Origin of the sequence: Lysobacter sp. TAB13 (assembly GCF_052113885.1) — a bacterium.
Taxonomy (GTDB): domain Bacteria; phylum Pseudomonadota; class Gammaproteobacteria; order Xanthomonadales; family Xanthomonadaceae; genus Lysobacter; species Lysobacter gummosus.
The window spans coordinates 26,436-52,954 of the sequence record NZ_JBFRDR010000022.1; the positions used below are offsets into that span (position 1 = coordinate 26,436).

Annotated in this window: 17 protein-coding genes; 7 read left to right on the top strand and 10 right to left on the bottom strand. The window is 65.5% G+C overall.

Annotated features, from left to right (window positions below; all coding sequences use genetic code 11):
• Nucleotides 1–6 precede the first annotated feature (6 nt).
• The 5 genes from AB4Y92_RS20720 to AB4Y92_RS20740 form a co-directional block, all read right to left on the bottom strand.
• The gene (locus AB4Y92_RS20720) at nt 7–1,203 is read right to left on the bottom strand and encodes an efflux RND transporter periplasmic adaptor subunit (RefSeq protein ID WP_235111676.1); all 1,197 of its coding nucleotides are present in this window, start codon (nt 1,201–1,203) and stop codon (nt 7–9) included.
• Between the two features lie 344 nt (nt 1,204–1,547).
• Nucleotides 1,548–2,027, bottom strand: coding sequence for a hypothetical protein (locus tag AB4Y92_RS20725; protein WP_441821385.1), 480 nt, complete (start codon nt 2,025–2,027; stop codon nt 1,548–1,550).
• A 2-nt stretch (nt 2,028–2,029) separates the two neighbouring features.
• On the bottom strand, nt 2,030–6,460 hold the full coding sequence (locus tag AB4Y92_RS20730) for an RHS repeat-associated core domain-containing protein (protein WP_441821386.1): 4,431 nt from the start codon (nt 6,458–6,460) through the stop codon (nt 2,030–2,032).
• Between the two features lie 255 nt (nt 6,461–6,715).
• Complete coding sequence (locus tag AB4Y92_RS20735; RefSeq protein WP_441821387.1) at nt 6,716–7,726, bottom strand: hypothetical protein; 1,011 nt, start codon at nt 7,724–7,726, stop codon at nt 6,716–6,718.
• Between the two features lie 437 nt (nt 7,727–8,163).
• Complete coding sequence (locus AB4Y92_RS20740) at nt 8,164–8,844, bottom strand: DsbA family oxidoreductase (RefSeq protein WP_441821388.1); 681 nt, start codon at nt 8,842–8,844, stop codon at nt 8,164–8,166.
• Between the two features lie 325 nt (nt 8,845–9,169).
• On the opposite strand from AB4Y92_RS20740, the gene AB4Y92_RS20745 reads away from it, so the two are divergent.
• From AB4Y92_RS20745 to AB4Y92_RS20775, 7 genes are all read left to right on the top strand, one after another.
• On the top strand, nt 9,170–13,051 hold the full coding sequence (locus AB4Y92_RS20745) for a M48 family metallopeptidase (RefSeq protein WP_441821389.1): 3,882 nt from the start codon (nt 9,170–9,172) through the stop codon (nt 13,049–13,051).
• A 276-nt stretch (nt 13,052–13,327) separates the two neighbouring features.
• On the top strand, nt 13,328–14,608 hold the full coding sequence (locus tag AB4Y92_RS20750; protein ID WP_441821390.1) for an MFS transporter: 1,281 nt from the start codon (nt 13,328–13,330) through the stop codon (nt 14,606–14,608).
• Between the two features lie 155 nt (nt 14,609–14,763).
• Nucleotides 14,764–16,116, top strand: a complete 1,353-nt coding sequence (locus AB4Y92_RS20755; protein WP_441821391.1) for an MATE family efflux transporter — start codon at nt 14,764–14,766, stop codon at nt 16,114–16,116.
• Between the two features lie 39 nt (nt 16,117–16,155).
• Nucleotides 16,156–16,473, top strand: a complete 318-nt coding sequence (locus AB4Y92_RS20760; protein WP_441821392.1) for a hypothetical protein — start codon at nt 16,156–16,158, stop codon at nt 16,471–16,473.
• Nucleotides 16,474–16,543: 70 nt separating this feature from the next.
• Nucleotides 16,544–18,157 carry an N-acetylmuramoyl-L-alanine amidase gene (locus AB4Y92_RS20765; RefSeq protein ID WP_441821393.1) on the top strand — a complete coding sequence of 538 codons (1,614 nt, stop codon included), beginning with the start codon at nt 16,544–16,546 and terminating at the stop codon, nt 18,155–18,157.
• A 197-nt stretch (nt 18,158–18,354) separates the two neighbouring features.
• Nucleotides 18,355–19,686 (top strand): condensation domain-containing protein, encoded by a 1,332-nt coding sequence (locus tag AB4Y92_RS20770; protein ID WP_441821394.1) that lies wholly within the window; start codon nt 18,355–18,357, stop codon nt 19,684–19,686.
• A gap of 167 nt (nt 19,687–19,853) precedes the next feature.
• On the top strand, nt 19,854–20,756 hold the full coding sequence (locus AB4Y92_RS20775; RefSeq protein WP_441821395.1) for a glycosyltransferase: 903 nt from the start codon (nt 19,854–19,856) through the stop codon (nt 20,754–20,756).
• A gap of 186 nt (nt 20,757–20,942) precedes the next feature.
• Here the strand turns inward: AB4Y92_RS20775 and AB4Y92_RS20780 are convergent, their stop codons facing one another.
• The 5 genes from AB4Y92_RS20780 to AB4Y92_RS20800 all read right to left on the bottom strand — a co-directional run bounded on the left by AB4Y92_RS20780 (nt 20,943) and on the right by AB4Y92_RS20800 (nt 26,449).
• Entirely contained in the window at nt 20,943–21,494 is a 552-nt protein-coding gene (locus AB4Y92_RS20780) for a DUF6630 family protein (RefSeq protein ID WP_441821396.1), read from the bottom strand.
• 172 nt (nt 21,495–21,666) lie between these two features.
• Entirely contained in the window at nt 21,667–21,876 is a 210-nt protein-coding gene (locus AB4Y92_RS20785; RefSeq protein ID WP_057941511.1) for a cold-shock protein, read from the bottom strand.
• Nucleotides 21,877–22,353: 477 nt separating this feature from the next.
• On the bottom strand, nt 22,354–23,250 hold the full coding sequence (locus AB4Y92_RS20790; protein WP_441821397.1) for a HEAT repeat domain-containing protein: 897 nt from the start codon (nt 23,248–23,250) through the stop codon (nt 22,354–22,356).
• 196 nt (nt 23,251–23,446) lie between these two features.
• Nucleotides 23,447–24,214: a peptidoglycan DD-metalloendopeptidase family protein gene (locus tag AB4Y92_RS20795; protein ID WP_441821398.1), complete on the bottom strand. Its 768-nt coding sequence runs from the start codon at nt 24,212–24,214 to the stop codon at nt 23,447–23,449.
• Nucleotides 24,215–24,298: 84 nt separating this feature from the next.
• Nucleotides 24,299–26,449 (bottom strand): SpoIID/LytB domain-containing protein, encoded by a 2,151-nt coding sequence (locus tag AB4Y92_RS20800; protein WP_441821399.1) that lies wholly within the window; start codon nt 26,447–26,449, stop codon nt 24,299–24,301.
• Nucleotides 26,450–26,519 lie beyond the last annotated feature (70 nt).

Genomic DNA, 26,519 nt, shown 5'->3' on the forward strand with positions numbered 1-26,519 from the left:
CTCCGATTACTGCTTCGGCGCGCCGGCGGGGGCCGCGGCCGGCTTGGCCGGCGCTGCGCCCTTCTCGGTCGCGTCCACCGGCATGCCCGGGCCGATCTTCTGCAGACCTTCGACGATGACCTTGTCGCCGGCCTTCAGGCCGCTTTCGACCAGCCACTTGTCGCCGATGGCCTGACTGACCTGCAGTTCGCGCGGCTCGACCGTGCCCTTGGCGCCGACCACCATCGCGGTGGCGTTGCCCTTCGGGTCGCGCGAAATGCCCTGCTGCGGAACCAGCAGCGCGTTCTGGCGCACGCCGGTACCGACCAGCGCGCGCACGTACATGCCGGGCATCAGGATGTTGTCCGGATTCGGCACCACCACGCGAAGCAGGAAGCTGCCGGTGCCTTCATCGACGGTGACTTCCGAGAACGCCAGCTTGCCTTCGAGCGGATACTTGCTGCCGTCTTCGAGCACGATGGTCACCGGCGTGGTCGCTTCGGTCAGGGTGCCGGCGGCGATCTGCTTGCGCAGCGCGAGCAGCTCGGCGCTGGACTGGCTGATATCGACGTGGACCGGATCGAGCTGCTGCACCACCGCGAGCGGATCGGCCTGATTGGCGGTGACCAGCGCGCCGGCGGTGACCGCCGACTTGCCGATGCGGCCGGTGATCGGCGAGGTGATGCGGGCGCGGCCGAGGATCACGCTGGCGCTCTGCACCGCGGCGCGGCCGGACGAGACATCGGCCTGGCTTTGCTTGAGTGTGGCGACCGCGGTTTCGTCGTCCTGCTTGCTGACCGCGTCGATCTTGACCAGATCGGCCGAACGCTTGGCGTTCAGACGCGCCGAATTCAACGACGCCTCACCGCGCGCAAGCGTGGCCTTGGCCGTTTCCAGATCGGCGGCGTAGGTCTTGTCGTCGAGCTGATACAGCGGCTGCCCGGCCTTGACCAGACCGCCCTCGGTGAACAAGCGCTTCTCGACGATGCCGTTGACCTGCGGCCGCACCTCGGCGATCAGCGAAGCGCTGGTGCGCCCCGGCAACTCGCGAGTCAGCGTGACCGTCTCGGGCTTGAGGGTCACCACCGTGACCTGCCCCTTCTGGCCGCCGGGTCCGCCAGGACCGCCTTGTTGATCGCCTCCCTTGCCGCAGGCCGCCAGGGCCAGGCTGAGCACGGAAACAGTGAGAATTGTCTTATAGGACAGGGACTTGCGCGACGGCATGGGGGAGCCTCAGGTCGTTGTTGCGGTCGGACAGACCGCGGCCACATCGTAGAATGAACGATCATTCTCTTTTTTTGGATGGGCGGAGTCAAGCCGCGAGCGGTTGACCTTAGCGAGCGCTCGTCAGGTGGTGTTTATGTAAGTTCGTTGGCTTGCAAGCGAGGATGCGGCAGCTCGGCAGACCGGACCACCGACTCCACCGAGCAGCCACAGACAGATGTTTGACCAGCTGGCGGACTGGCCGGCCAAGTATCGCAACCCCTGGCTGTCGAAACACCGGCCGCCCTCATCATTAGATGAAACCGATGACGGCCACCAATAGAAAGAGGATTAACACAGTGCCACTAACGCTCGCGAGCTGAAGCGCCGTCAGACATCAAGAATGAGCATTTAGATTGAGGCAACAAAACCAGACGCCCGCTACCACGCTCAACTGCGCGAACCAGATCGTATTCGATGACGCCATAATGAAACCAATCGAAAAAATCGAAGAAAAAGAAAACAGACTGATTTTCCGGATCAAAATTTTCCAACGGACCCCAAATAATGTTTCCGTTGGCATCAGGAGAGCCGAAACGCACACCAACTTCTCCGGCACCGCTAGCCAACTGGACAACCAGCGATTCGCACCCGAATTTCCGATACCCGTCAGCCTGCGCAGCATCTTGGCGAAATACGAGACACCTCAACAATTCCCGCTCTATCACATAAAAAGATTCTTCAGCATTTAAGTCGAGAACTCCCTGCCCAGGCATCAAGTAATTATTCCAGACCTCCAAAGATGCCATCCTAAATCGCTGAACCTCGGAGGTCACATCTCTCATATTCAGTTTCCTTGAAGGCCCTGACTTGGGCGGTCCGGATAGCAAATACAAGTCTCGGGATTTTGATTGTATACGATCACATGAACGGTACTGGTCGGATGCCCGTGGCCAGGCTTGTTAACTGTCCAACTGGCTCCCGGTGGGCAGGGATTACAATTTCCATTACAATCCCTGCCTGGATCAACCGGCTTCAATACAACAGGATCATTATTGAATCTGGAAGAAGCAGCCGACCAGCCCTCAGATTTTTCTGGCGCATTAAGCCCGTTGATCAGCTCACTTCCTGCCCACGCCACCACCACAGCCGACCCTACAAAAACCGCAGCCTCACCCAGAGCCACAAGAGCAGGCGGCACCAACGGTAAGAGAAAGAACAAACGACCATCCGGATCTACGTAACTATTCGGATTTTGTCCTACATAGCCATAGGTACTAATCCCACCCCCCAACCCTATTGAATCGCTTTGCAGATACCGCCCCGCACTTGGCTCATAATCTCGCGAATAGTTGTAGTTCAATCCACTAGCAGCATCGTACCGCTGCCCCGGAAACCGTAGGTCGAATACAAATTTAGTCCCATCCAAATCCGGATCTTGATTCGGCTGACTGTTACCGAACGCCTCGCCCTTCAAGTCCCACTTCCAAACGGCCGCATTGCGACTCGGATCGATCACCACTCGCGGACTGCCCAAGTGATCCGGTTCGATATAGAACAGTTTCTGCGCACTGCCTATGCCGCTGATAACACCCACCGGCAGATCGTCCAGCCACATCACTTGCTGGTGGGCCACACCGGTGGCACTGTACTCGCCCAACCAGCGACCGTCCTCGGCATAGATCGAGTGGAGGATGCTAGTGCTGCTGGTGCGGCCTACCTGCTGGCCTTTACTGTTGTATGAGTAGGACATCTTGGCCACGCCATCAACCTTGAATTGACTCAGACGATCCAGGTCGCTATAGACGAGTTGCTGCGCGGTGCCACCGATGCTGGTGGTGTTACCCGCAGCGTCGTAGGTGCGGGATATACCACTCGCGCTTTGCAGGCGGTGGCTACCGATCGAATATACGTAGGTCTGCGGGCTTGCCGCACCGCTCTGCACGCTGGTGCGGTTGCCGGTGGCGTCGTAGGCGTAGGTCTCCAGCGGCGTGCCGGTCGGGCCGTCGCGAGTGACAGTCAGACGGCCCAAAGGGTCGTAGTCGTACTTCGCCAGCGTAGCGCTCTGTAATCCGTCCTTTAGCTCGGTCAGTTCGCCAACGGCGTTGTAGCCGTAATTCAGCGACAAGCCACCAGTTGACGAGTCATAGATGCTCTTTGCGCGATAGTCCTGATCGTGGGCACGAGCCATGGTGCGACCGTTGCCGTATGTCCAGCCGGCCACCGGACCAAACGACTCGTAGGTCGCGCCGGCCAGCAGCACCGTGCGCACACCGCCGGCCGGCGTCACGCCGACTTCCTTGATACGGCCCTGACTGTCGCGCACGTAATCGGCCACAACACCGTCTGGATAGGTCATTGCGCTCAGCTGTCCGCCCAAGGTGTAGGCGTAACGCAAGGTGAGGCTCTTGCTATCGACCGTCTGCACCTTACGCACGACCTGCCCGAAACGGTCGTAGCAATACTTCAGCTCGGTACCGTCGGTGCGCATCGCTGTGACGCGGCCGATCGCGAAAGTCTCGCCCACTGTGCACACGCTGTTGACCGTGTCGTAGTCGTACTCCACATCCGGTCCGCCCGCGGCGGTGTAGGACACCGTCTTGGGACGATTCAATGCGTCGTAGGTGTAGCGGTGCGGCTCGGGGTCGTTTGCGTCCTGTTTGGTCGCGACCCGCCCCGCGGCGTTGTAGGTGTAGTTGGTAACGCCGGTATCCGGACTAGTTAGGCGAGTCTGTTCGCCGAACCCGTTATAGGCGTAGACCGTGTCCAGACCCTTCGGATCAGTCACCTTCTCCAGCTGGTCCAGCGCGTTGTATTTGAACGCCGTCTGGACCGCCAATCCATTCACATCCTGCAAGGTGCGACTGAGTCGATTCAGCGAATCCAGATCCTGATCGATGACGCGCCCCAAAGCATCGGTGGTCGTATTGAGATTGCCATTGGGATCGTAAGCAAATGAAGTCGCGTTCTGCGAGGCATCCTTCTGCACTTGCAGCTGTCCCAACACGTTATAGCCCCTGGACAGCGTCCGCTTGAGCGTTCCACTGGCGGTCTTGGTGTCCTCCTGCCTGCGGTTGCCGGCATTGTCGAGGGTGTAATGAATCGTATTGCCGTCGCCATCGACGATATCGGTGAGTCGCTTCGCTACATCGTATGCGTAGCTGGTACGCGAACCACCAGGTAACGTAATGCTCTTGACCGTGCCAACCGGCCAGTATTCGAAGCGGGTGATCCGATCGTCCGTCTCGACGCTGTCGTTCGCGCCTCGCACTTTCGTTGCCGCAACCCAGCCACGAGGGTTGTATTCGGTATCCGTGATGACTCCGCTGGAGTCCTTGACCGAAAGGGTACGCCCCGCGCCGTCGTAGCGCACAAACTCAGTGACGTGCCCAAGCGCATCCGTCACTTTCCAAAGATCTCCTTTCCGATGCGGGCAGTCGGTTGGCGACGCGGCACAGGTCACGTCGTCGCTAGCGTAGTAGGCAAAGGTAGTGATGTCGGGGATGTCGGTTCTGGGTCCGTCCATCGACAAGACCAACCCGAGCAAGGGACAGGTACCAGCGTCTATACCGGACTGTTCGCAGTAAGTCGTCGCACTGGTACGCGTAGCAGTCCCGTCCGATTTCGATTGCGTTACGGTTTGACCACGTGCGTTATATGTCCAGGCATCAGTCCGCAGCAAAACCGAGGATGCATCATACAAACGGCGCTGTACCGGCGCGCGCAGTCCGACATCCCAGTCTGTCTGTGTGGCACGCTTCGCTCCACTCGCATCGTTCGCAGCCTCAATCTGCTGAGTCAGCAGTCCGGCGGCATCGTAATCGTAGTTCGTCTCAATGCCACGAAAATCAGTAACGACGTCGGGATATCCATTTGCGTCGAATGTTTTTTTCTTGATCTGCCCGCCGTTACAACTCGGACACAGGCCGGATTGACTGCTCAGGCGTCGCACGCCATGCAGCGTTTCGAAATTAACCGTCGTGACCGCGCCCAAGGACTGCGTCAACGTCACTGAACCGTCGGCTTCATAGGAAATAGCGACGCGATCTATGGCTGAGGTGGTAGTTCCGTGAACACTTAGATTGACTCGATTCTCGGCGTCGTAATCCCAAGTGGAAGAACGATTTCCATTTTCGTCGACGATTCCCGTCAACAACTGCGGCTGCCCCGCCTTTTCGTAGTGATATTGGACCCAGTGATTATCGCTCGGACTCCCCGGCGTGGCGTCGGGATAAGTAACCCACGAAAACATCCCGGACAGATAGTGGTAGGTGATCACACCGCCGTCAGGCAAAGTAGCTTTAGTCAGTTGCTTGTAGTTATCGAAGACGAACGCGATGGATCGTCCCTTACGATCGGTAACCTTGCTCAGTTGCCCGTTTACGTCGTAAGTCAACCAGTTGTAAGGCCCACGAGTGTCTTCGAGCCGGATTAGTCGCCCTGCAGCATCGTAGATTTCTCGCGTACCGCTTGCCTTGGCCGACAGAATCCAACCATCGTGTAATCCCGACGGCGCAATCAATTGGGTCAGCCGCTCGCTTACATCAGGGTCGCCCGTCCAAGTTCCGCTGGCCGCGTCGTAGTGGAAAAAAATCGCGTTCCCCTGAGGACGCCAGAAAAACGCTTGCATCTCCTGGACCAAACTGGCGGCGACGGGTTGGTTGAAGCCTAATCCGCGATGGCCGTAGCTGAACTGCCAATTCGGCCCCAATGGGGCATAAGCCGTATTAGTTGGGCCACTGGTGTAGTAACGCGTGAGTGTCAGATCACCGTCCGCATCACGATAATCGGTAGCGGCCTGGACTTTATTCCCCGTACCCAGGTTGCAGGGGTTTCCCGCGCTACCCTGCCCTGCGCCCACCTGCCCCTCGCTCGGACAGCTGGGCGGTTTAGGACTCTTCTTTCTTACGATATCGTACTCATACGTGGAATCAGTGCAGTTAGACTTGAGACGCGCCACGGCTCGAGTGGGGCTCACGATCGTCGTGCCAAGATGCGTATATGGATTAGTGCACTTCTGGAAGCATTCCATGGTCGTAACGGCATTGTTATGCCGCATATGCAGTACGGCCACTTCCTCGGGTGTTGCCGCATAGACCTCGGGCGTCCGGCATTCTTCGCCCCCACCAGCCAGCGAAGAGGGGTAGTACCACATCCCTTGGTCGCCCGGAATGATTTGGCAATCAGCAGCCGAGGCGACAAGCAATAACGTCAGCACCAGCCAGCAGCGGCGCGATCCGAACAAGTTCATGAAATGTCCCCAAAAGGCATGGCTCATCTTTTTCTTCCGTGATTTCCGGCAACAGGCACAGCACCGGAGCGTCCCTGCAGTCCAGTCTACAAGACTCGATCGATTACGATGGCCGCGACACTATGCTGAGTGTCGATCTTTTATCACGACGGTCCCACATGCTAAGAACCGTCGCACAGACCTCATCCAGGATCACCGAGCGAAAGGCAACGCGCAAGACGACATAGGCTGCCTGTATGTGTACGGCCCGAATTTTTACTTTTCTGATCCACACATTCGGCATTACCGATAAGGGTTGTAGGTATAACTCGCACTCACCCCTTCCGGAATCCGAAAATAATTCGTCACCACCCCCACCGGATCACTAGCCAACATCCCCCGCCCCGGACCATCGTTGCTGTCGTCCCAACCCCAGGGCGCATTCGCCGAGTTGGTGTTGCAGCCGATCGCGCCGCTGCCGCAGCCGCCGGTCTTGTCTCCGGCGAAACTGCCGTAGCCGGCGAACAGCCAGCTGTTGTTGCGCTGCTCCCACATGCCGCCGGGTTCGAAGATGTCGATGAGTTTGTATTTGACGTCGCGGTCGTCGGCGTTGGACGGAACTTCCGCGGTGGTGAGCGAGGGGTAATAGATCACGCCGTCGCCGTTGATGTTGTAGGCGGGCCAGGCTTTGAGGCCGTGGCCTTTGGCTTCCTGCGCGGTGACCGGATGCGGGGCGCCCTGGTAGGTCAGAAACGACAGCGAGCCGTCCACGCTTTCGGCGCCGGCGGTCCAGTTGCTGCCGGCGGGGACGAAGGAGAAGAAGTCGGTGTGGGCGACGGTCACCGCGGCTTTGAGGGTGCCGTAGGTGGAGCCGTCGCGGGCGATCGCGAACAGCACGCCTTCGGCGTCGTTCTCGTGTTCGGTGTCGAAGAAGGAATCGGTCCAGTCGCGCGGATGGAAGAACAGGTAGGTGATGAACCAGTGCGTGCTGGTTTCGACCACCGAGTAGTAGCCGTGCGCGGCCAGCGGATACGCGGACTGGCCGGCGCGATCCCAGTTGTTACGCCCGTCGAGGTCGCCGTCGAAGTCGTAACGGGTGACGTAGTCGGCGGCGCCGCCGAGTGCGTGGCTGCCGGTCTGGTCGACGTCCTGGTAATGCACCGGCGCCCAGCGCAAGGCGAGCGCGGCGCGGTCGGCGGCCGATTGCGCCGACAGGCCGGCCGCGGCGGCGTCGGTTGCGAATGCGCCGGCGAGCAAGCCGCTGGCGATGAGACTGATGCGTACTGCGCGCGCGATACCGTCGAAGCCGATCATCGAACCCTCCCTGCCTGGTGAAAGACCGAAGCATGCGAGTCGCTTGATGGCAACGGTATTGCAAGGGCGTTGATGCGAAGACGCGAAGCGGCACAGATCGGCGAATCCGCGCGGCGGCGGGTCGGGACTGTGCGCGCGGTCGCTTGCGGCGGATGCCGCCGGGCCGTCAGCGCGGCGCGGCGATTACGAAAAAGAGGGCTGGCAGGCGCGAGCCGGGCTGGCAAGAGGGGCTGCGATCCACTTCGGTCGCGCCGCGCATGCTACGGGCGGATCGCGGCTTGAACAAGACTCGGCGATGATTGCGAACGTCGCCTACCGAGGATCCACCGCGATCTTGTGTCGGGGCTGAAGCCCCTCCCACAAAAGATTCCGAAGCTTCGCCTCTGCGTTGGGCGCGGTGCGACTGCGTTGCGGGCGCAGTCGCACCGCGACCGCAATCAACCCGCCGCTTGCGGCACGCCGGCGATCTGCCGCAACGCCGCTTCGAACTGCTCCACCGGCTGCCCGCCCTGGATCAGGTGGCGGTCGTTGATGATCACCGACGGCACCGCGCGGATGCCCTGGCTTTGATAGAACTGCTCTTGCTCGCGCACCGCGTCGGCGTATTCGTCCGAGGCCAGCAGCGCCTTGGCGCGTTCGCCGTCCAGGCCCGCTTCGATCGCCACCGCGACCAGCGCTTCGTGCGATGACACGTCGCGGCCGTCGGTGAAATAGGCCTTCAGCAAGGCGTGCTTCAGCGCGCGTTCCTGCGCCTGCCCTTCGACGCCGGCCCAATGCAGCAGGCGGTGCGCGTCGAACGTGTTGTAGATGCGATCGCGCGCGTTGAACTCAAAACCGACCGCGGCGCCGCGCTGGCGCAGGGCCTCGCGGTTCTGCGCCAGTTGCTGCGCGCCCAGGCCGTACTTGTGCGCCAGATGCTCGTCGATGTTCTCGCCTTCGGCGGCCATCTGCGGGTTGAGTTCGAACGGCTGGAAATGCAGTTCGATCTCGACCTCGTCGCCGAGCCGGGCGATGGCCTGCTCGAGCGAATTCAGGCCGACCGCGCACCACGGGCAGACGACGTCGGAGACGAAATCGATCTTCACGCGCGGGGCCGTACCGGGGGACAAGGAACTCATGGTGAAACTCCGCGCCAGGCGCATCGAATAGGTGCAAAGACGATGCGGCCGGCGCCGGCCGTCCTCAAGCCGCGCCCGGCCGCACCGGCGGATCGGTGCGTTCCATCGCGGCGGCCGGGAGCGGCCGCCGGCGCGGTCCGGCCGGGCCCACCGGACTGATGACTGGGTCACAAAACTATGGGCAAAATAGCCCGGCGTCCGGCCAGGGCGCCCGCGCCGCGCGACGGCCCGGGCGGGCCGGGGCGCCGACCGCAGCGGCCCTCGCGCCGCGCCAACGCTCAATGGGGACAACATGGACTCGATGTATCCGGCCGGACCTGCATCCGTGCCTGCGCAACTGACTGCGCCCAGTGCCGCTTACCGCCGTCACGCCTGGCTGGCCATGGCCGGCCTGCTCGGCTTCGTCGCGATCTACTTCGCCTTGCTGGTCTGGTTCGGCTGGACCGCCTGGCGGCTGTTCGCGAGCATCGCCAACAGCAACGGCCAGAACCTGATCGGCAACGGCATCACCGGCGCCTGCGCCGCGTTCCTGTGCGTGTTCATGGCCAAGGCGCTGGTATTCAAGCGCCGCGGCAAGAGCGGCGAGGACATGGAACTCAAGCCGGCCGATCAGCCCGATCTGTTCGCCTTCCTGCACCGGCTGGCGGACGAGGCCGGTGCGCCGCGTCCGCATCGGGTGTTTTTGTCGCCGCGGGTCAACGCCGGGGTGTTCTACGACCTGTCGCTGCTCAACCTGATCGTGCCGTCGAAGAAGAACCTGGAAATCGGCCTGGCGCTGGTCAACGTGCTCAACCTGGGCGAGCTGAAGGCGGTGCTGGCGCACGAATTCGGCCATTTCGCCCAGCGCACCATGGCGGTCGGGCGCTGGGTCTACATCGCCCAGCAGGTGGCCGCGCACATCATCGCCAAGCGCGACGCCTTCGACGATTTCCTGCGCGCGCTGTCGCGCTTCGACCTGCGCGTGGCCTGGGTCGGCTGGCTGCTGTCGCTGGTGGTGTGGTCGATCCGTTCGGTGGTGGAGATGGTGTTCCGGCTGGTGGTATTGGCGCAGCGCGCGTTGTCGCGCGAGATGGAATATCAGGCCGATCTGGTCGCCGCCTCGCTGACCGGCAGCGATGCGCTGGTGCACGCCCTGCACCGCCTGGGCGCCGCCGACGATGCCTGGGACCGCGCGCTGAGCTTCGCCGGCCGCGAATACGCCAACCAGCGCCCGGTGGCCGATCTGTTCGCGGTCCAGACCCGCATCATCGAGCATCTGCGCCGTGTTTTCGCCGACGCCGAATACGGCGAGCCGCCGCAGTTGCCGGGCAGCGAACGCGAACGCCATCGCGTGTTCAAGAACGAACTGGCGCAGCCGCCGCAGATGTGGTCCACGCATCCGGCCAACAGCGACCGCGAGCGCAACATCAAGCGCAGCTACATCGCCTGCGAGATCGATCCGCGCCCGGCGATGAGCCTGCTGCGCGACGGCCAGGCGCTGAAGGAGCGCATGTCGCGCGAAATGATCGACGCGCCCGAGCCGCTGCCGCCGGTGCCGATCGAGGAATCGCTGCGCCATCTGGAACGCGACTACGCCGATCCGGCCCTGGACCGGCGCTTCCGTGGCACCTACCTGGGCCGCTCGATCGTGCGCGACTACGACCGTTGCGATGAGCTGTACTACCCCCTGCCCGCCGGCGCCGACCTGGGCGAGCATCTGCGCGGCCTGTACCCGACCGCGCACGGCGACGCGCTCGAACGTCTGCGCGAACTGGAAGCCGAGCGCGGCACCCTGGAGGCCATGCGCGAAGGCCATCTGCGCGCGACCGGCGGCGTGCTGCACTGGCGCGGCAGCGAACTGCCGGCCAAGGAACTGCCCAAGGTCATCGCCCAGTTGGACGAAGAACTCACGCCGCTGCGCGAGGACGTGCGCGAGCACGATCGCCGCTGCCGCAGCGTGCATCTGACCGCGGCGCGCGCGCTCGGCGGGCCGTGGGAAGCGCTGCTGCGCGGCCAGTTGGCGGTGTTGCACTACGCCGATCACAGCTACGCCGACGTGCAGGACATCAACGGGCTGCTGGTCAACACCTACGAGGTGGTCACCGCCGATCGCCGCGTGTCCTCCGACGAACTCAATCGCCTGGTGGCGGCGGCCAATCAACTGCAGCGCACGCTGCACCGGCTGCACGATCACGCCGGGCAAGTGCGCCTGGACCGGCGCATCGCCGAGCGCCTGGAGGCGAGCGACTGGGCCGAGGTGATGGGCGAATTCCGCCTGCCCTTGGCCGATCGCGACAACATCCAGAAGTGGCTGGGCGTGATCGACAACTGGGTGCGCGGCACGCTCGGGCCGCTGGCGGCGCTGCGCAAGGCCGCGCTGGGCGCGTTGCTGTCGACCGAGGATGAGGTCGCCGCGCTGGTGCATGCGCGCGCGCATGCCGGCGCCGATGCGCTGGCTGCGTTCGGCGCGAGCGATGCGCCGGCAACAGTTAGCGACGGCGACGCAGCCGCAACGTCCGGCGACGAGCGCTTCGCCGCGATCACGCCCGACTCGCCCGCCGCGGTGCCGCAGGAATACAACCTGCTCAAGCCCGGGTCCGGACGCAAGCGCCAGACCAAGCTCGGCTGGTGGGATCGCTTCCAGACCGCCGACGGCCTGGTGCCGTCGATGTCGCGCGTGGCGGTGGCCGGCAGCATCGTCGGCGCGGTGTTGTTCGTCGGCGCCTCCATCGGCGTGGCCAAGATCACCGTGATCAACGGCCTGGCCCAAGCGATGCGGGTGGAGATCGACGGCCACGCCCTCGATCTGCCGCCGTTGCAGCACCTCACCGTGGACTTGCCCGGCAGCGGTAGCCATCACGTGGTCGCGCGCACCGCCGACGGCGCGACCGTGGAGGAATTCGACAGCGACCGCGAACAAGCCTCGCACGTCGTCTACAACATCGCCTCGGCCACGCCGCTGGTGGAATGGACCGCGGTCTACGGCAGCCGCGGCGAAGTTCCCGAACGCAAGCTCGGCACACCGCGCTGGAGCACCGCGGCGGCCGACTACGTGTTCGAGCAGCCGCCCAAGCAGATCAGCGGCAATGGCGACGGCGGTACGCGCAGCGTTTTGCAGGAGTTCGCCGAGTTCGATCCGGCCGATCAGTTGCAGCTGGCCGCCAACGACGACGAGAAAATCGCGTTGGTCGCCGCGCATGCGCGTTGGGATGCGGCCGATTCGCGCCACATCAGCCAATGGCTGGATCTGGCCTCCAAGACGCCGGAGTTCGCCCGCGTGATCGGCGAACGCCTGCGCCGCGCGCCGACCGAAGTGGTTTCGCTGCGCGCCGAGCAGGACGCGGTTAAGGGCAAGCCGGAATACGCGCAAGTGTGCGCGCGCCATCGCGGCCTGTCCGAACGCACGCCCGACTCGGCCGACCTGCGCTACGTCGCGGTGCGCTGCACGGCCGACGACGAAGCCCAGGATCGCGCCTTCGCCGAAGGCCACGCACGCTGGCCCGACCACGGCTGGTTCGCGCTGGCCGCCGGTTACGGCGCCAGCGAACGCGCGCAGTGGGCGCAGGCGCTGCCGTTGCTGCAGCAGGCGGCGAAGATGCCGCAGGTCGCCGATTGGCTGGGACCGGAGCTGGCGCGCGCGCAGCGTGCGATCGAAGGCGAATCGGCGCAGGTGGCCGCGCCGGAGTCGGGGCAGCTCAAGCGTCTGCTGTCGATCGACAACAACACGATCGCGCGCGAATCGCCGTACTGGGCCTATGCCGCGCTCAAGGGCGGCTTTTTCGATCACGCATTGGCGACCAAGCAAGGATCGCCCGAACTGGACGCGCGCGTGTTGAGCATGGTCGCCGCCTCCGACGGCGCGCCGGCCGAAATCGTGACGCGCGCGCTGGCGCAGACCGTGCATGTCGAAGGCGATCCGGCCTCGGCCTGGGCGATGGCCGCCCTGGCCATGCGCGAGCGCCACGCCGCCGCGCCGCGATTGCGCGAGGAAGCCATGCGCGCCGAACCGGAGGAAGCCGCGAAGATCGCCGCGTTCTTCGACGCGGTGCGCCGCGGCGGCGCGGCCTCCACCGCCGAAGCCGAGCGCGCGTTGGGCAAAGTTTCGCCGCGTTCGCGCGGCATCGCCTACGCCACCGCCGTGGTGTTGTTGGGCCGCGATTGCCCGAACGCCTGGCGCGACGGCGCCAAGCGCCTGTTGTTCGCGATCGAGCGGCCGTACTTCGCCTGAACGGCGTGAACCGCCGATGCCGCGGCGCCGCTGAGGCGCCGCGGCGACTTTGCCGCAACTGACCGTTGCCGCGCCGGTGCTGGCGCGCATGCCGGCCAGTGGCCACACTGTGTCCACCTCGCTCCCGCATCCGGCCGATATCCTTCGCGATGTCGGCGATCGGCTCTCCCAAGGTTTCGCATCGCTCGGGTCGCTTTCGCGATGCGAGCCTGCATGCAGGCCGATCGCGGCGACTCGCACCACCACTCCCCCATTCTTTCGACGACGCATCACGCCATGAGCGCTACCGCAGCCCCCACGCCCCTCGCCCGTCCGCTCTGGCAGGGCCGCGCCTGGGTGCTGGTCGGCATCGTGCTGTCGGCCTTCACCCTGCGCACCGCGGTGACCTCGCTGACGCCGCTGCTGGATGCGCTGGGCCGCGAATTCGCCTTCGGTTCCACCATGACCGGCGTGTTCGGCATGGTGCCGACCGCGGCGTTCGCCCTGTTCGGCGTCGCCACGCCGGCGCTGGCGCATCGCATCGGCCTGGAGCGCGCGGCGCTGCTGGCGATGGCGGTGGCGGCGCTGGGCCTGCTGGCGCGCGGCTTCGTCGGCGATACCGGGCAGTTGCTCGCCGCCAACGCGATCGCGCTGGCCGGCATGGGCATCGGCAACGTGGTGCTGCCGCCGCTGGTGAAGCGCTATTTCGGCGATCGCGTCGGCACGGTCAGCACCGCCTACATCACCGTGCTGCAACTGGGCACGATCCTGCCGGCGCTGGCGGCGGTGCCGCTGGCGCAGGCCTCGGGCTGGCGCGTGTCGCTGGCGTCGTGGTCGCTGGTGGCGGTGGCCGCGGCGCTGCCGTGGCTGGCGGTGCTGTGGATGGAAGCGCGCGGCCGTTCGGCGCAGGCGCGCGAACTGGCCAACACGCACGATCACGCCGTCGCTATCGGCGATGAAGCGCCGGAACTGTCCGTGCCGGCCGCGCCGGTCGCGCGCGGCAAGGTCTGGCGCTCGCCGGTGGCCTGGGGCATGACGCTGATGTTCGGCATGACCTCGCTGATCACCTATTCGATGTTCACCTGGCTGCCCAAGCTGCTGGTCGAAGCCGGCGGCAGCGCCGCGCTGGGCGGCAGCATGGTCGCGCTGTTTTCGACCCTGGGCATGATCAGCGCGCTGTGCATGCCGATGCTGGCGGTGCGCATCGCCAATCCGTTCCCGATCGTGCTGGCCTGCGTGCTGGCGTATCTGGGCGGCTTCGCCGGCCTGCTGCTGGCGCCGATGCACGGCACTTTCCTGTGGGTCGGCCTGATCGGCCTGGGCCCGAGCACGTTCCCGCTGGCGCTGACCCTGATCAATCTGCGCACGCGCACGCCGGGCGGTTCGGCCGCCCTGTCCGGCTTCATGCAGGGCCTGGGCTACACCATCAGCTGCCTGGGGCCGCTGGCGTTCGGCTGGCTGCATGAGCTCAGCCACGGCTGGGTGTGGCCGTTCGCGATGCTGGGCGCCTGCCTGCTGGTGCTGATCGTGGGCGGACGGCTGGCGTGCAAGCCGCGGTATCTGGAAGACACCTGGTAACAAGGCCCGGGGCGCCGCGCCCCGCAGCGCGCCCGGTTTTTCCTTATCGGCCGATTCACGGCACCATGGCCGCCCGCGTTGTTTTTTTACGTCGTGCAGGCCGTGCGCATGCGCGGTAACGTCGTGACTTCCGACTTCTTCCTTGCGTGATCGCGATGCAGGATCTGACCCAAGGCTCGATTCCCGGCCACCTGCTGCGCATGGCCACGCCGATCGCGGCCGGCATGCTGTTCCAGATGATGTACGTGCTGGTCGATCTGTATTTCGTCGCGCGCCTGGGCGATGCCTCGATCGCCGGCGTCGGCGCCGCCGGCAACGTGCAGTTCGTGATCATGGCGCTGACGCAGATCCTCGCGGTCGGCACGATGGCGCTGATCGCCCAGGCCGCCGGCCGCAAGGATCGCGACGACGCCAACGTGGTGTTCAACCAGAGCCTGCTGCTGGCGCTGGCGTGCATGGTCCTGGTGCTGGTCGCCGGGTACGCCCTGGCCGGCGCGTACATGCGCATGCTCGGCGCCAATGAAGCGACCACCGCGGCCGGCATCGAATACCTGCACTGGTTCCTGCCCGGGCTGGCGCTGCAATTCATTCCGACCGCGATGGGCGCGGCCTTGCGCGGCACCGGCATCGCCAAGCCGACCATGCTGGTGCAGATCTTCACCGTCGTGCTCAACATCGTGCTGGCGCCGGTGTTGATCGCCGGCTGGCTGACCGGCCATGCGATGGGCGTGGCCGGCGCCGGCCTGGCCAGTTCGATCGCGATCGGCGCCGGTCTGGTGCTGATGGTCTGGTATTTCCTGCGCCTGGAGAAATACGTCCGCGCCGATCCGGCCCTGCTGCGGATACGGCCGTCGGTGTGGAAGCGCATCCTCGCCATCGGCCTGCCGCCGGGCGGCGAGTTCGCGCTGATGTTCGTGTACATGGGCCTGATCTATTGGGTGATCCGCCATTTCGGCGCCGAGGCACAGGCCGGTTACGGCATCGGCTCGCGCATCATGCAGGCGATCTTCCTGCCGGCGATGGCGATCGCGTTCGCGACCGCGCCGGTGGCCGGGCAGAACGTGGGCGCGCGGCAGCCCGAGCGGGTAGTCGCTACGTTTCGCGCGGCGACGTTGATGAGCGCGGCGGTGATGCTGGTGCTTACGCTGCTGTGCCAGTGGAAGCCGGAGCTTTTGGTGCGCGGCTTCACCCAGGAAGAAGCGGTGGTGCGGGTCGCGGCGGAGTTTCTCGCGGTGATCTCGTGGAACTTCATCGCCTCGGGCCTGATCTTCAGCTGCTCGGGCCTGTTCCAGGCGCTGGGCAACACCGTGCCGGCCCTGCTCAGCAGCGCCAGCCGTCTGGTAACGTTCGCGGTTCCGGCGATATGGCTGTCGGCGCAGCCCGGCTTCGAACTGCGCCAGCTGTGGTGGCTGTCGGTCGCTACCCTGACCCTGCAGGCGGCGCTGAGCCTGTGGCTGCTGCATCGCCAGTTCCGGCAACGCTTGCCGCAACTCGCGCTGGCGGTGTGAATCGCGCGCGGCGTGCATGCGCCGCGCGTTACAAACCTCATGCGCGACGGCGCTGGCGCCGGACGCTCGCTGCGCGGTAGCGAAACTATCGCCGCCTGGGGAAAACCCGGGACGACGATCCGGGCGGCCCATGGCCGCCCTTTTTTTATTCGCATCGCGGCGATCGCGAGCGTTTTTTTGTTACATCCGTTCGTGCGCGAGCGCAGTCGCCGAGCTTACGCGTTCATCGGCATGAATCGCACGGATGTGTCGGTGGTCAAAGCGCGGATGTGGAAACGCGGGCACAAATCGAGCTGTCATCTCGCAGCGGTTTCCGGTAACGGATCACGTAACGCGACCTCTCGCTCACGACAATGAACGAACGGGATCCATGCTTGCCTTGCAACCACGCGGCTTTATCGCAGCCGCGTCCGAAGGAGATCGTTCGATGCATCCGCACTCTCTCGCCGCAGCCCTGGGCTGCTCGCTACTGCTGACTTCGGCCCTGGCCGGCGCAAGCGACCGCTTCGATACGCTGCAACTGAACCTGGAAAAGACCAGCGCCCTGGTGTTGGCGCAAGCGCAACGCGCGTGGTATCCCGAGTATTTCCGCCGCGCCTACGCGCGCTATCCGAATCTGCCCGCCGGTTCCCTGGAAGCCATCGCCTACGCCGAAACCAACTGGACCCACGTTCGCCCCGATCCGGCGCAAGACCCGCGCGATCTGCACATGCCGCGCTCCTTCGGCGTCATGGGCCTGTACCACGGCGGCGGCTTCGCCGACCAGGTCGGCGACGGCGCGCGCCTGATCGGCCGCAGCGCGCGGCAAGTCATCGACGATCCGGAAAGCAACATCCTCGCCGCCGCCGCGCTGCTCGATCGCGCGCTCGCCGCCAGCCAGTCCGACAAGCGCAGCCGCGCGCTCGCCCAACCCGAGGATCTAGCGCCGGTGCTCGCGCGCTACGCCGGTTACGGCGCGGCCAACGGCGGCATCGCCGACTACGCGCGGCAGAGCTTCGCCTACGGCGTGCTGCAGACCTTGCAGCGCGGCGTGAACGAGCAAGGCGTGCAGATCAAGGCACAGCCGCTCAAGCTGGAACGCGCCTTCGATGCCGGGCAGTTGCAGAAGCTGCGCGCGCCCACCTTGCTGATGAACGCCGGCGACGACAGCGTGCGCGTCAACGATGCGCTGGCGCGCGAACTGGCCGCGCCCGCTCTGAAGGCGCCGGCCACCGATGTCGGCGCCAAGGCGGTGGATTTCGGCGAAGCGATCTGGAATCCGGCCAGCTCCAGCAACTACAGCACCGCCTCCAATGCCATGAGCGCGGTGATCATGCATACGATGGAAGGCTCGTACGCCGGCTCGATCTCGTGGTTCCAGAACCCGTCCGCGCAGGTCTCGGCGCATTACCTGATCCGCAAGTCCGACGGCCAGATCACCCAGATGGTGCGCGAGTACCATCAGGCCTGGCACGCCAAGAACCATAACTACTACACCGTCGGCATCGAGCACGACGGCCGCGCCGCCGACGCCGGCAACTGGTCGGCGGCGATGGTCAACGCTTCGGCGCGCCTGACCAAGAGCATCTGCGCGCGCCGCGGCGTGAATTGCGCCAGCGCCTGGAGCGGCCCGGGTTACGACACCTTCCACCTGGTCCCCGACAGCGTGCGGGTCAAGGGCCACGGCATGTTGTCAGGCAACGAGAACCGCTACGACCCGGGCAAATATTTCCCGTGGTCGAACTACTACAGCCTGATCAACGGCGGCGGCAATCCGCCGAATCCGCCCGGCAAGTATTGGGTGGACACCTTCGCCAACGCCACCGGCTACAAGTGGCCGTCGACGCTGACGCCGGTCGGCACGCTCTACCAGGGCACCAACTACGTCTATTGCAAGGCCTGGGGCGAGGAAGTGCGTTCGGGCAGCAGCTACAACCACTACTGGCTCAAGACCGATCTCGACGTCGGTCCGGCCGGCGCCTGGGTTTCGGCTTATTACCTCAGCCGCTGGGGTAATGACGAGGCGCGCGACAACAACGGCGCGGTGATTCCGGATTGCTGATCGGTAGCCGCGTAATCACTGAAACACCCCCTCTCCCGATGGTGGGATGAGGGGACGCGGCTTGCGAGCCATCGGCTCGCGCGTCGCCGAACGCCCGGACGCCCCGCGTCCGGGCGGGGCGAGGCAGACCGAGGCTGAAGACCGCCGCACGCCCCGCCCCGCAGTAACGAATTCCCCCACTTGTCACGAGTCACCGAATGAAGCGAAAGATGATGTTGTGCGAGCGAATCATGTATGTCGATCGCGATTCCACCTTCACCATCGTCCAGGCCGCGCGCGTGCGCGGGCGCATCGACCCCGCGCAACTGCGCCATGCCCTGGACAAAGTCCAGCTGAAGCATCCGATGCTGCGCTGTTCGATCATCGACGGCGATCCGCCGGACATCGTGCTGGAAGACGATCCAGCGCCGATCCCGCTGCGCCTGGCCGAGCGCCGCGACGACGAGGAATGGCAGCGCCAGTCCGACATCGAGCGCGAAACCCGCTTCGCCAGCGAACGCGCGCCGCTGATGCGCATGGTGTGGGTGCACGATGTGGACGCAGGCGGCGAGCCGGTCGGCGAACTGCTGGTGGTCTGCCATCACGTCATCTGCGACGGCATGTCGATGATGACCCTGCTGCGCGAAACTCTGGCCTTGTGCGACAACCCGCAGCTCGACATCGGCCGCCACACCAGCTTCAACGCGCTGCAGGACATTCTGCCGGCGCAGGTGCTGGCCGACCGCCGCATCCGCCGCAGCGCGGCCTGGAAAGCGCTGGCGTTCCGCCTGTTCTTCGCCCTGCGCCGCAAGCGCAAGCCGGTGCCGCAGGGCGAGTTCTACGTGCTGCACTGGAAACTGCCGCGCGAAGCCACCAGCGCGCTGGCCGCGCGCGCGCGCGCCGAGGGCGTGACGATGTTCGCGGCGATGGCGGTGGCGTTCTCGCTGGCGTTCCGCACGGTCAAGGGCGCGAGCGCGAAGGGCAAGGTGTTCGCGCCGATCGACATCCGCAAATTCCTGCCGCTGATCGGTGCGGACCAATTGTTCTCGGCCTCGCCGGGCTCGATCGTCGCGCTCGACACCAAGCTCGCGCCCGATCAGGTCGATGACGCCGCGTTCTGGGAACAGGCCCGGCAGTTCAAGACCCGCTTGAATCAGCGGATCGAGCGCATGGCGCGCAACGTCTACGAATACTTCGTCGGCCTGGAGATGATGCAGTCGGTGTTCGGCCAGTTCGTCGCCGAGCGCCGCTCCGACCTGGATCAGTTCGACACCACCTTGTCCAACATCGGCCGCATCGAGATTCCGCAGGAGTACCGCGAGTTCAAGGTCGAAACCGTGTTCAGTCCGACCGCGCGCCTGCCCTGGCGCAGCACCACCGCGGTGCTGATGTCCGGCTACGCGGGCGAGCTGGACTTCGCCCTGACCTGCGACACCGCATCGCTGCCGCGCGTGGAAGCCGAGCGCGTGCGCGATCTGGCCAACACCCTGCTGCTGGAGCGCGCGCACGCGCCGGCGCCGCAGGCATTGCCGATGCGGGCGGCAGCATGAGCGGCGAGGCGCGCGATGCTTCGTTGAGTCGGGCCGAGGTGGTGGCGGGCGCGGAAGTCGGTTCGACGGGGAATGAAGTTGCTTCGGCCGGTGACGCCGCAAACTCGGGAGTGTCCGTTCGCAACTCGGAGAACGGCGGGACGTCCATTGATCCCGATTCTTTTGGCGTGATCGTCGTGCTGTGGCAGCCCAGCGCCGCGCACCTGCAACAGCTCGCCGCCACCCGCGCGGTCTGCCGCCACGTGGTCGCGGTCGACAACTCGCCGCAGGCCGATGCGGACCTGCACGCGCGCTTGCGCGAGTCCGGCATCGAGGTGGTGCACAACGCCAACCGCGGCGGCATCTCCGGCGCCTACAACCGCGGCGCGCAGCTGGTGTTCGCGCGCGGCTGCCAGGTGATGTTCCTGCTCGACCAGGACTCGCAGCTCGGCGCGGATTTCTTCGACGGCATGATGCGGGCCTGCGCGCGCACCGGCACCGACGCGTTCATCGTCGGGCCGAAGGTGTTCGAGGTGAACCTGGGCAAGTACCTGCCGGTGTTCTCCCCGGAGTTGCGCATGCCCAAGCCCGAGCGCATCGACGAGCGCAATGAAGGCCTGGTGCCGACCTTGTTCGTGATCTCCTCGGGTTCGGCGATCTCGGCCGCGGCCTATCGCAAGGTCGGCGAGTTCCGCGAGGATTACTTCATCGAGTACGTCGATATCGAATACGGCATGCGCGCCACCCGCAACGGCGTGCCGGTGTTCGTCAACACCGCCGTGCAGATGCGCCAGCAGGTCGGCGAGTACGTCAAACGCGGGATTTTCTCGACCAGCAACCATGTGGCGTGGCGGCGTTACTACGCTTCGCGCAATGCGGTGCATGCGCTGCGCTCGAACTCGGCGCGCTGGTCGATCCATTGGCTGATCGAGCTGCTGACCCTGCATCAGGTGGCCTGCGTGCTGGTGTGCGAGCAGCACAAGCTGCGCAAGGTGGTCGCGATCGCTGTGGGTTATTTCGATGGGCTGTTCGGCAAGCTGGGGACGTTCGAGCAGCGGCATCCGCGGGTGGCGGCGTTTTGTAAGCACTGATTCGTCGGTGCGCGGCGGGCTGAGCGGAAAGCATCGGGCCTGAAGGGCCCTCCCACAAGAGATTGCGAAGCCGCGGCCTCTCGTGGGAGGGCCCTTCAGGCCCGATGCCTTTAGCTCTTGTGGGAGGGCCCTTCAGGCCCGATGCTTTCCGCTCAAATCGCGACGAAACCTACAAATCCGCCGCCCTCAAAAAGCATCGCTACCCGGCCGAATATCGATCCCCAACGCCGCCGCGACCGCCTGCATCGTCTCGTCATCGCGCCGCAAAGTGATCCACCCGGCGAAGGTATCGTCGCGCGTATCGCGATTCCACACGGTATAGCCATGCTCGCGCAGACGGTCGTGCGCGGTCGACATCAGCTCGGGCACATCCACGCTCTGCAGGAACTCTTCGTCGGTGGGATCTTCCACGCCCCAATCCACCTGCAGATTCCAACGCGCGGCCAATTGCGCGATCGAATCGATGAAGGACTGGGTGTCGCCCTCTTCCACCCGATACCCCGAGGTCCAGTCGATCACCTCCTGCAGCGTGTCGATGGCCTCGCCGTCGTCGTCGGCGCCCTCGCGCAGCTCGCGGAAGCGGCCGAACTGGTGCAGCGCGGTTTCTTCGTCGCCCGGATTGATCAGCAGCAGCAACTGCCAGAACAGGGTTTCTTCGTCCAGGTCCTCATCGTCGTCGTTGCCGCTGAAGTCGAAGGCGTCGTCTTCGTAATCGGATTCGTTGTCGGGTGAGCTCATGGCGGCGCATCGCGTGGGGGACGGATCATGGTGATGGAAAACGCCCGGCGCGGGAATGAGGCGATCGGGGCATCGGCGCGGCGGCCCGGGCGCCCAAAACGAAAAAGCCCGGCTTGCGCCGGGCTTTTCGAGCGACTCGCGGCTTGCGCCGCAGGTCACGGGTACGGGCGAATTAGACCGCCTGAACCTGGTCGGCCTGCAGGCCCTTCTGGCCCTGGGTCACGACGAAGGAGACCTTCTGGCCTTCCTGCAGGCTCTTGAAGCCCTGGCCCTGGATCGCGCGGAAATGCACGAACACGTCATCGCCGCCTTCGCGGGAGATGAAGCCAAAGCCCTTAGCATCGTTGAACCACTTGACGGTTCCGATCTCACGATCTGCCATGTTACTAACTCCTTGAAACGTATGTATTTGGAATGCCGCTTGCACGGCGGTGGGGCTGGTTGCAAGGAGGAAGCGTGGAACGATGGAGTGGATCTGTGGATCGTTGATCTACGGCATCGGGTCACGACCTACGGTGACCCTTGACTAACTCAGCCCGCACACCGTAGTTGCGTCCGGGGGGAAAATCAATTGGCTTGGGGGTTGGATGTTCAGACGATTTGCCAAATTTGGCACAAAATTATCAATTACAGGTATCGGTTCAGGCCGCGCAAGTATGCGTAAACGGCCCTGACCATAATTCTATCCAATTGATTTCAAGAGAAATTATTTCAACGAAGCGGGAAAATACCCGGCTCACGCCAGCCCGGTTCAGCACTATTGGAGCGGACGAGCTGAACGGGCTCGCGGTCACGCTTTGGATGCCCCCTAAACCGCCTGCAGGGGTACTTGGAGAGCCAGTCTGCGCCGAACCGTTGTTCAGCCGCCCTCGCCGCTGTCGCGGTCGGCCTGGGTCTGGGCCCGGCGCCAGATCCCGTATTCGGCCCGGTTGAGACGGAAGTCCTGCAGGGCGAAGGCGGCCGCGCCGCGGTCGGCGGGACTGCTGGCCGGGTCGGCGGCGATGTCGAGCAGCGCCTCCTTGAGCCGGTCGCTGCGCAGGTGCGAGCTCTGTACCCCGGCGATGGCCTTGCCGCGCACCTGCGGTGAGGCGTCGAGCAAGGCGCGATGCAGTACGTCCTCGGCCTGGGCGCCGTCGTCCCACTGCGCCAGCTGCAACACCGCCTCGGCGCGCACGGCCGGATCGGCGTGGCGGGTCAGCGCGCTCAGTTCGGCCACCACGGGCGCGGCGTCTTCGCTGGGCATCGTGGTCGGGGTCAGCATGCCGACCAGTTCGGCGGTGCGCTGCGGATCGCCGTTTTGCTCAAGCTTGCTCAGCACGGCCTGGCGGACCTCGGCGCGATCCATCGAATAGGCGCGCAGCAAGTCGAGGCCGTCGCGCTCGTCCTGCGCGCGCGTGCTCGCCGCCAGCGACAGGGCGAAGCGCAGCACGTCCTCGCCGGAGACGGCGTTGAGCAGCGACAGCAGTTCGCCGCGCGCGGCCGGGTCGGTTTCGTTGCGGAAGCGCTGCAACAGGTTTTGCAGGAACGCCGGATCGCGGCTGGCGCGCTCGCGCAGGGATTGGAAGCTGACGTGGTTGCCGCCTAGCGACAGGTATTCGGGATAGGGGGATTGTTGGTTCGCGGCCGGTGGCTGCTTCGGCGGCGTCGGAGAGACCGCTGGCGGTGCCGTCGGCGACGCGATCGACGCGGCATCGCGATGGGCCACATACGCGCCGCCGGCAACGGCGCCGACCGCGGCGGAGATGAGGGCGATCAATAGAACGCGCGTGGCGGTCATCGGCGAAAGGTGGCTGGGTCGGGTTCAAGCATACGCGCGGCGGGTGTTGAGCTGCCCTCATCCGCCCTCCGGGCACCTTCTCCCGCAAGCGGGAGAAGGGACTGCATGTGGGCGGTTTTGCTCAAGCCCCTCTCCCGCTTGCGGGAGAGGGGTTGGGGTGAGGGCCGCGCGCGCCTCAGCAATCCGGCGCCACCCGCCCATCGGAGCCGGTGTAGGTATACGCATCGGGAATGAAGCGTCCGCTGCCGATCCGGTTCCAGATGTTGCTGGTGCCGTAGGTGCCGCTGACCGAGGTGCCGGTGGTCTGGCACTGGATCGTCACCGTCGCGCCGTCGCTCAAGCTGTCGACGACCGAATACGAGGTGCCCGGGCCGGAACGCACGTTCAACGGCGTGCCGTTGGTGTTGACCGTGCCGGTAGCGCCGCCACTGCTGCCGCAGGAATTGTGGCTGGTGTAGTTGCCGGTGCCCCAATAGGTGATCTGCGAGCCGTTGAACTTGATCTTCTGCGCGCTGCCGCTGAGGCGTTCTTCGAAATGCAGATGCGGGCCGGTCGAGCCGCCGGTGGTGCCGACGGTGCCGATCGACTTGCCCATCGCCACGCTCTGCCCGACCGAGACCGAATACGAATTCAGATGCGCGTACAACGACGTCCAGCCGCCGCCGTGATCGATCACCACGTACTTGCCGTAGCTGGTATCGCCGAGATTGCGCACCACGCTGACGGTGCCGGCGGCGGCGGCGACCACGGTGTCGCCTTCGTCGTTGGCGCGGTTGAAATCCACCGCGTTGGCCGGGCTGTGATTGCTGCGGGTCTGGCCGGACCAGACCTGGCCACAGGGGAACGGCATCTGGAACGTCGGCGCGGCCTGCGCGGCCGATCCGAACAAGGCCGCGAACGCGAACAGCGCCAGCGCGCCGCGGGTGCGATTGACTGACTTCATGAGCACAACTCCATGATTGGGGCCGCGAGCTTCGCGCCGCGGCGACAAGGTCGGGACAACAGGACGAAACATCGGTGGTGAAACTCAGTGCACGATCTGTACATCGTCGAGGTAGAGGTTGACGTCGAAGCTGGTCTGTTCGCGCAGGAACCACACCGCGTCCAGACGCACGCCGGCGCCGTCGATCTGGCCGTTGCTGGCGCCGGCCCAGGCGTTCCACTGCGCGGCGTCGTCCAGCGACCATTCCAGGTACGTCCATTGGCCGGTCGGGATCGCGCGTTCGACCGCGCGCTCGGTGCCGTCGCTGTCGTCGATGCTCAACGACGCGCGCAGGCCGCTGGCGCCGGTGTAGATCCAGAAGCCGACCTTGCCGCCGTCGCGGATCAGCTCGACGTTGTTGGCCGGCGTGCCGCCGCCCGACAGCAGCCGCACCGACCACGCGGTGGCCACGGCCGGATCGTCCTTTAGCAGCACGCGCAGCGAGCACACGCCGTTCTTGCGCGTGGCGCAGTCGTGCTGGGCCAGCGACGCGGTCGAAATACCGGCGGTGCTGCCGGACAAGGTCGGCGCGCTGGCGAAGCGGCCGACGCTGCTTTCGAAGTCGTCCAGCACCACCGCGCCGCCGCCTGGGCCGCCGCCGTCGTTGGCCAGGAACGCGTTGCGCTGGCCGCCGGGATTGTTGTTGGCATTGAAGTAATGGTTGGCGATCCAGCGCCAGTCGCGGCCGTTGCTCGCGGCCCAGCGCTGGGTGCCCCATTGGCTCATGCCGCGGCCGTGGCCGAAGCAGCCGCGGCCGCGCCCCACTTCGTCGGACAGGCACGGCCAGCCGTTGCGCGGCGAACCGTTGTTGCCGTTGCCGCAACTCAGATCGTTGTTGACGCACGACAGGCCGTCGCCGGGATCGTCCCAGGCGTTGTTCTCGGAGGAGTACTCGCTGAAGGCCGCGCTCTGTCCGTCGCGGGTCAACAGCACGCCGCGGGTGGCCGCGGCCGCGGCGACGGTAGCGGCGACGCTGTCGGCGTTGAAGGCCTGACACGAAGTGCTGGAACAAATGTCGTAGCGGCTGTTGACCGGATGGGCGACGTAGTACGCGGCGAAGCTGCGGTACGCCACCGCGCCGGCGGCCAGCGATTGCGGATTCCACGACGGAATCCACTCTTCGTCCAGGCCGCGGCCGACATAGTCCTCGAAGTTGTATACCGACACCGACGTGCACGAACGCCCGGAGCAATTGATGCCCACGCGGATGCTGGCGGGCACGGCGACGCTCGCGGCCTGCGCGGCCAGGCGTTGCGCGAGCGCGACCGATTGCGGCCGCGCGGGATCCAGGCCGACCTCATCCGCGGACGCGGCCGCATCGGCTTGCGCGCGAAGCGCGTCTTCGGCCGACTGCGGCCGCTGCTGATCCTCGCGCTGACGCGCGCGCTGCTGCACGTGGTGGCGATCGATGGAGACCAGGCCGTCGCCGCGATCCAGATCGAGAATCAGATGGCGGCTGTCGTTGAGCAGCGGCAGGCCGCTCAGGCGCTGGCCGCGATAGCCGGCGTGTTCGATGCTCAGATCGAACGTCGCCGGCAGCGCCTCGCTGTCGCTGGCGAGCGCGCGCGGCAGCGTGGCGGACAATTCGAAATAGCCGTCGCGGTCGCTGATGGTGCGCGCGCCCTGGCTGCTGCGCACCTGCGCGCCGGTCAGCGGCCGGCCGCTGGCGCGATCGTAGAGATGGCCGCTGACGATGGCGCAGCGCGCGCAGGCCGCGGCCTTCAGCGCGAGCAGGTCGAGCGCGTCCGACGGCGCGGCCGGCGTCAGCCACACCGTCGTCGGCAACGGCTGCGCGGCGTCGATGCGCGTGCGCGTGGTCAGCGATTGGTAGCCGGCGGCGCCGATCACCAGTTCGTAGTCGCCCGGCGCCAGCGTGGCGATGCGTTCGCCGCTGGCCGCGGCGCGCAGATCCTGCACGCGCGCCGGGGCGCCGCGTGCGTGCACGGTCAGGTTCGAATCGAGGGTGCGGCCGCTGACGCTGTCGCGCACGCGGATCGGCAGATTGCGGTCGCCGGCGGTCGCGGCGATGTGGACGGCGGTTGGGGCGGCGATTCCAATGGATGCATCACCGCGCGCGGTGCGCAGCCATTGCGCGAACACCACACCGGCGATCAGCAACGCGAGGATCGCCAGCCATGTGGGTGCGCGGCGTGGCCGGCGGCGCTTCGGCGCGGGTGAATCGTTGGGTTCCGACATCGGTGTTTCCCCCTGTCGTTTGGTCCGGCCTGTTCGCTGCGATGTACGAAGGTTTTTGTGTGAGTGTCTT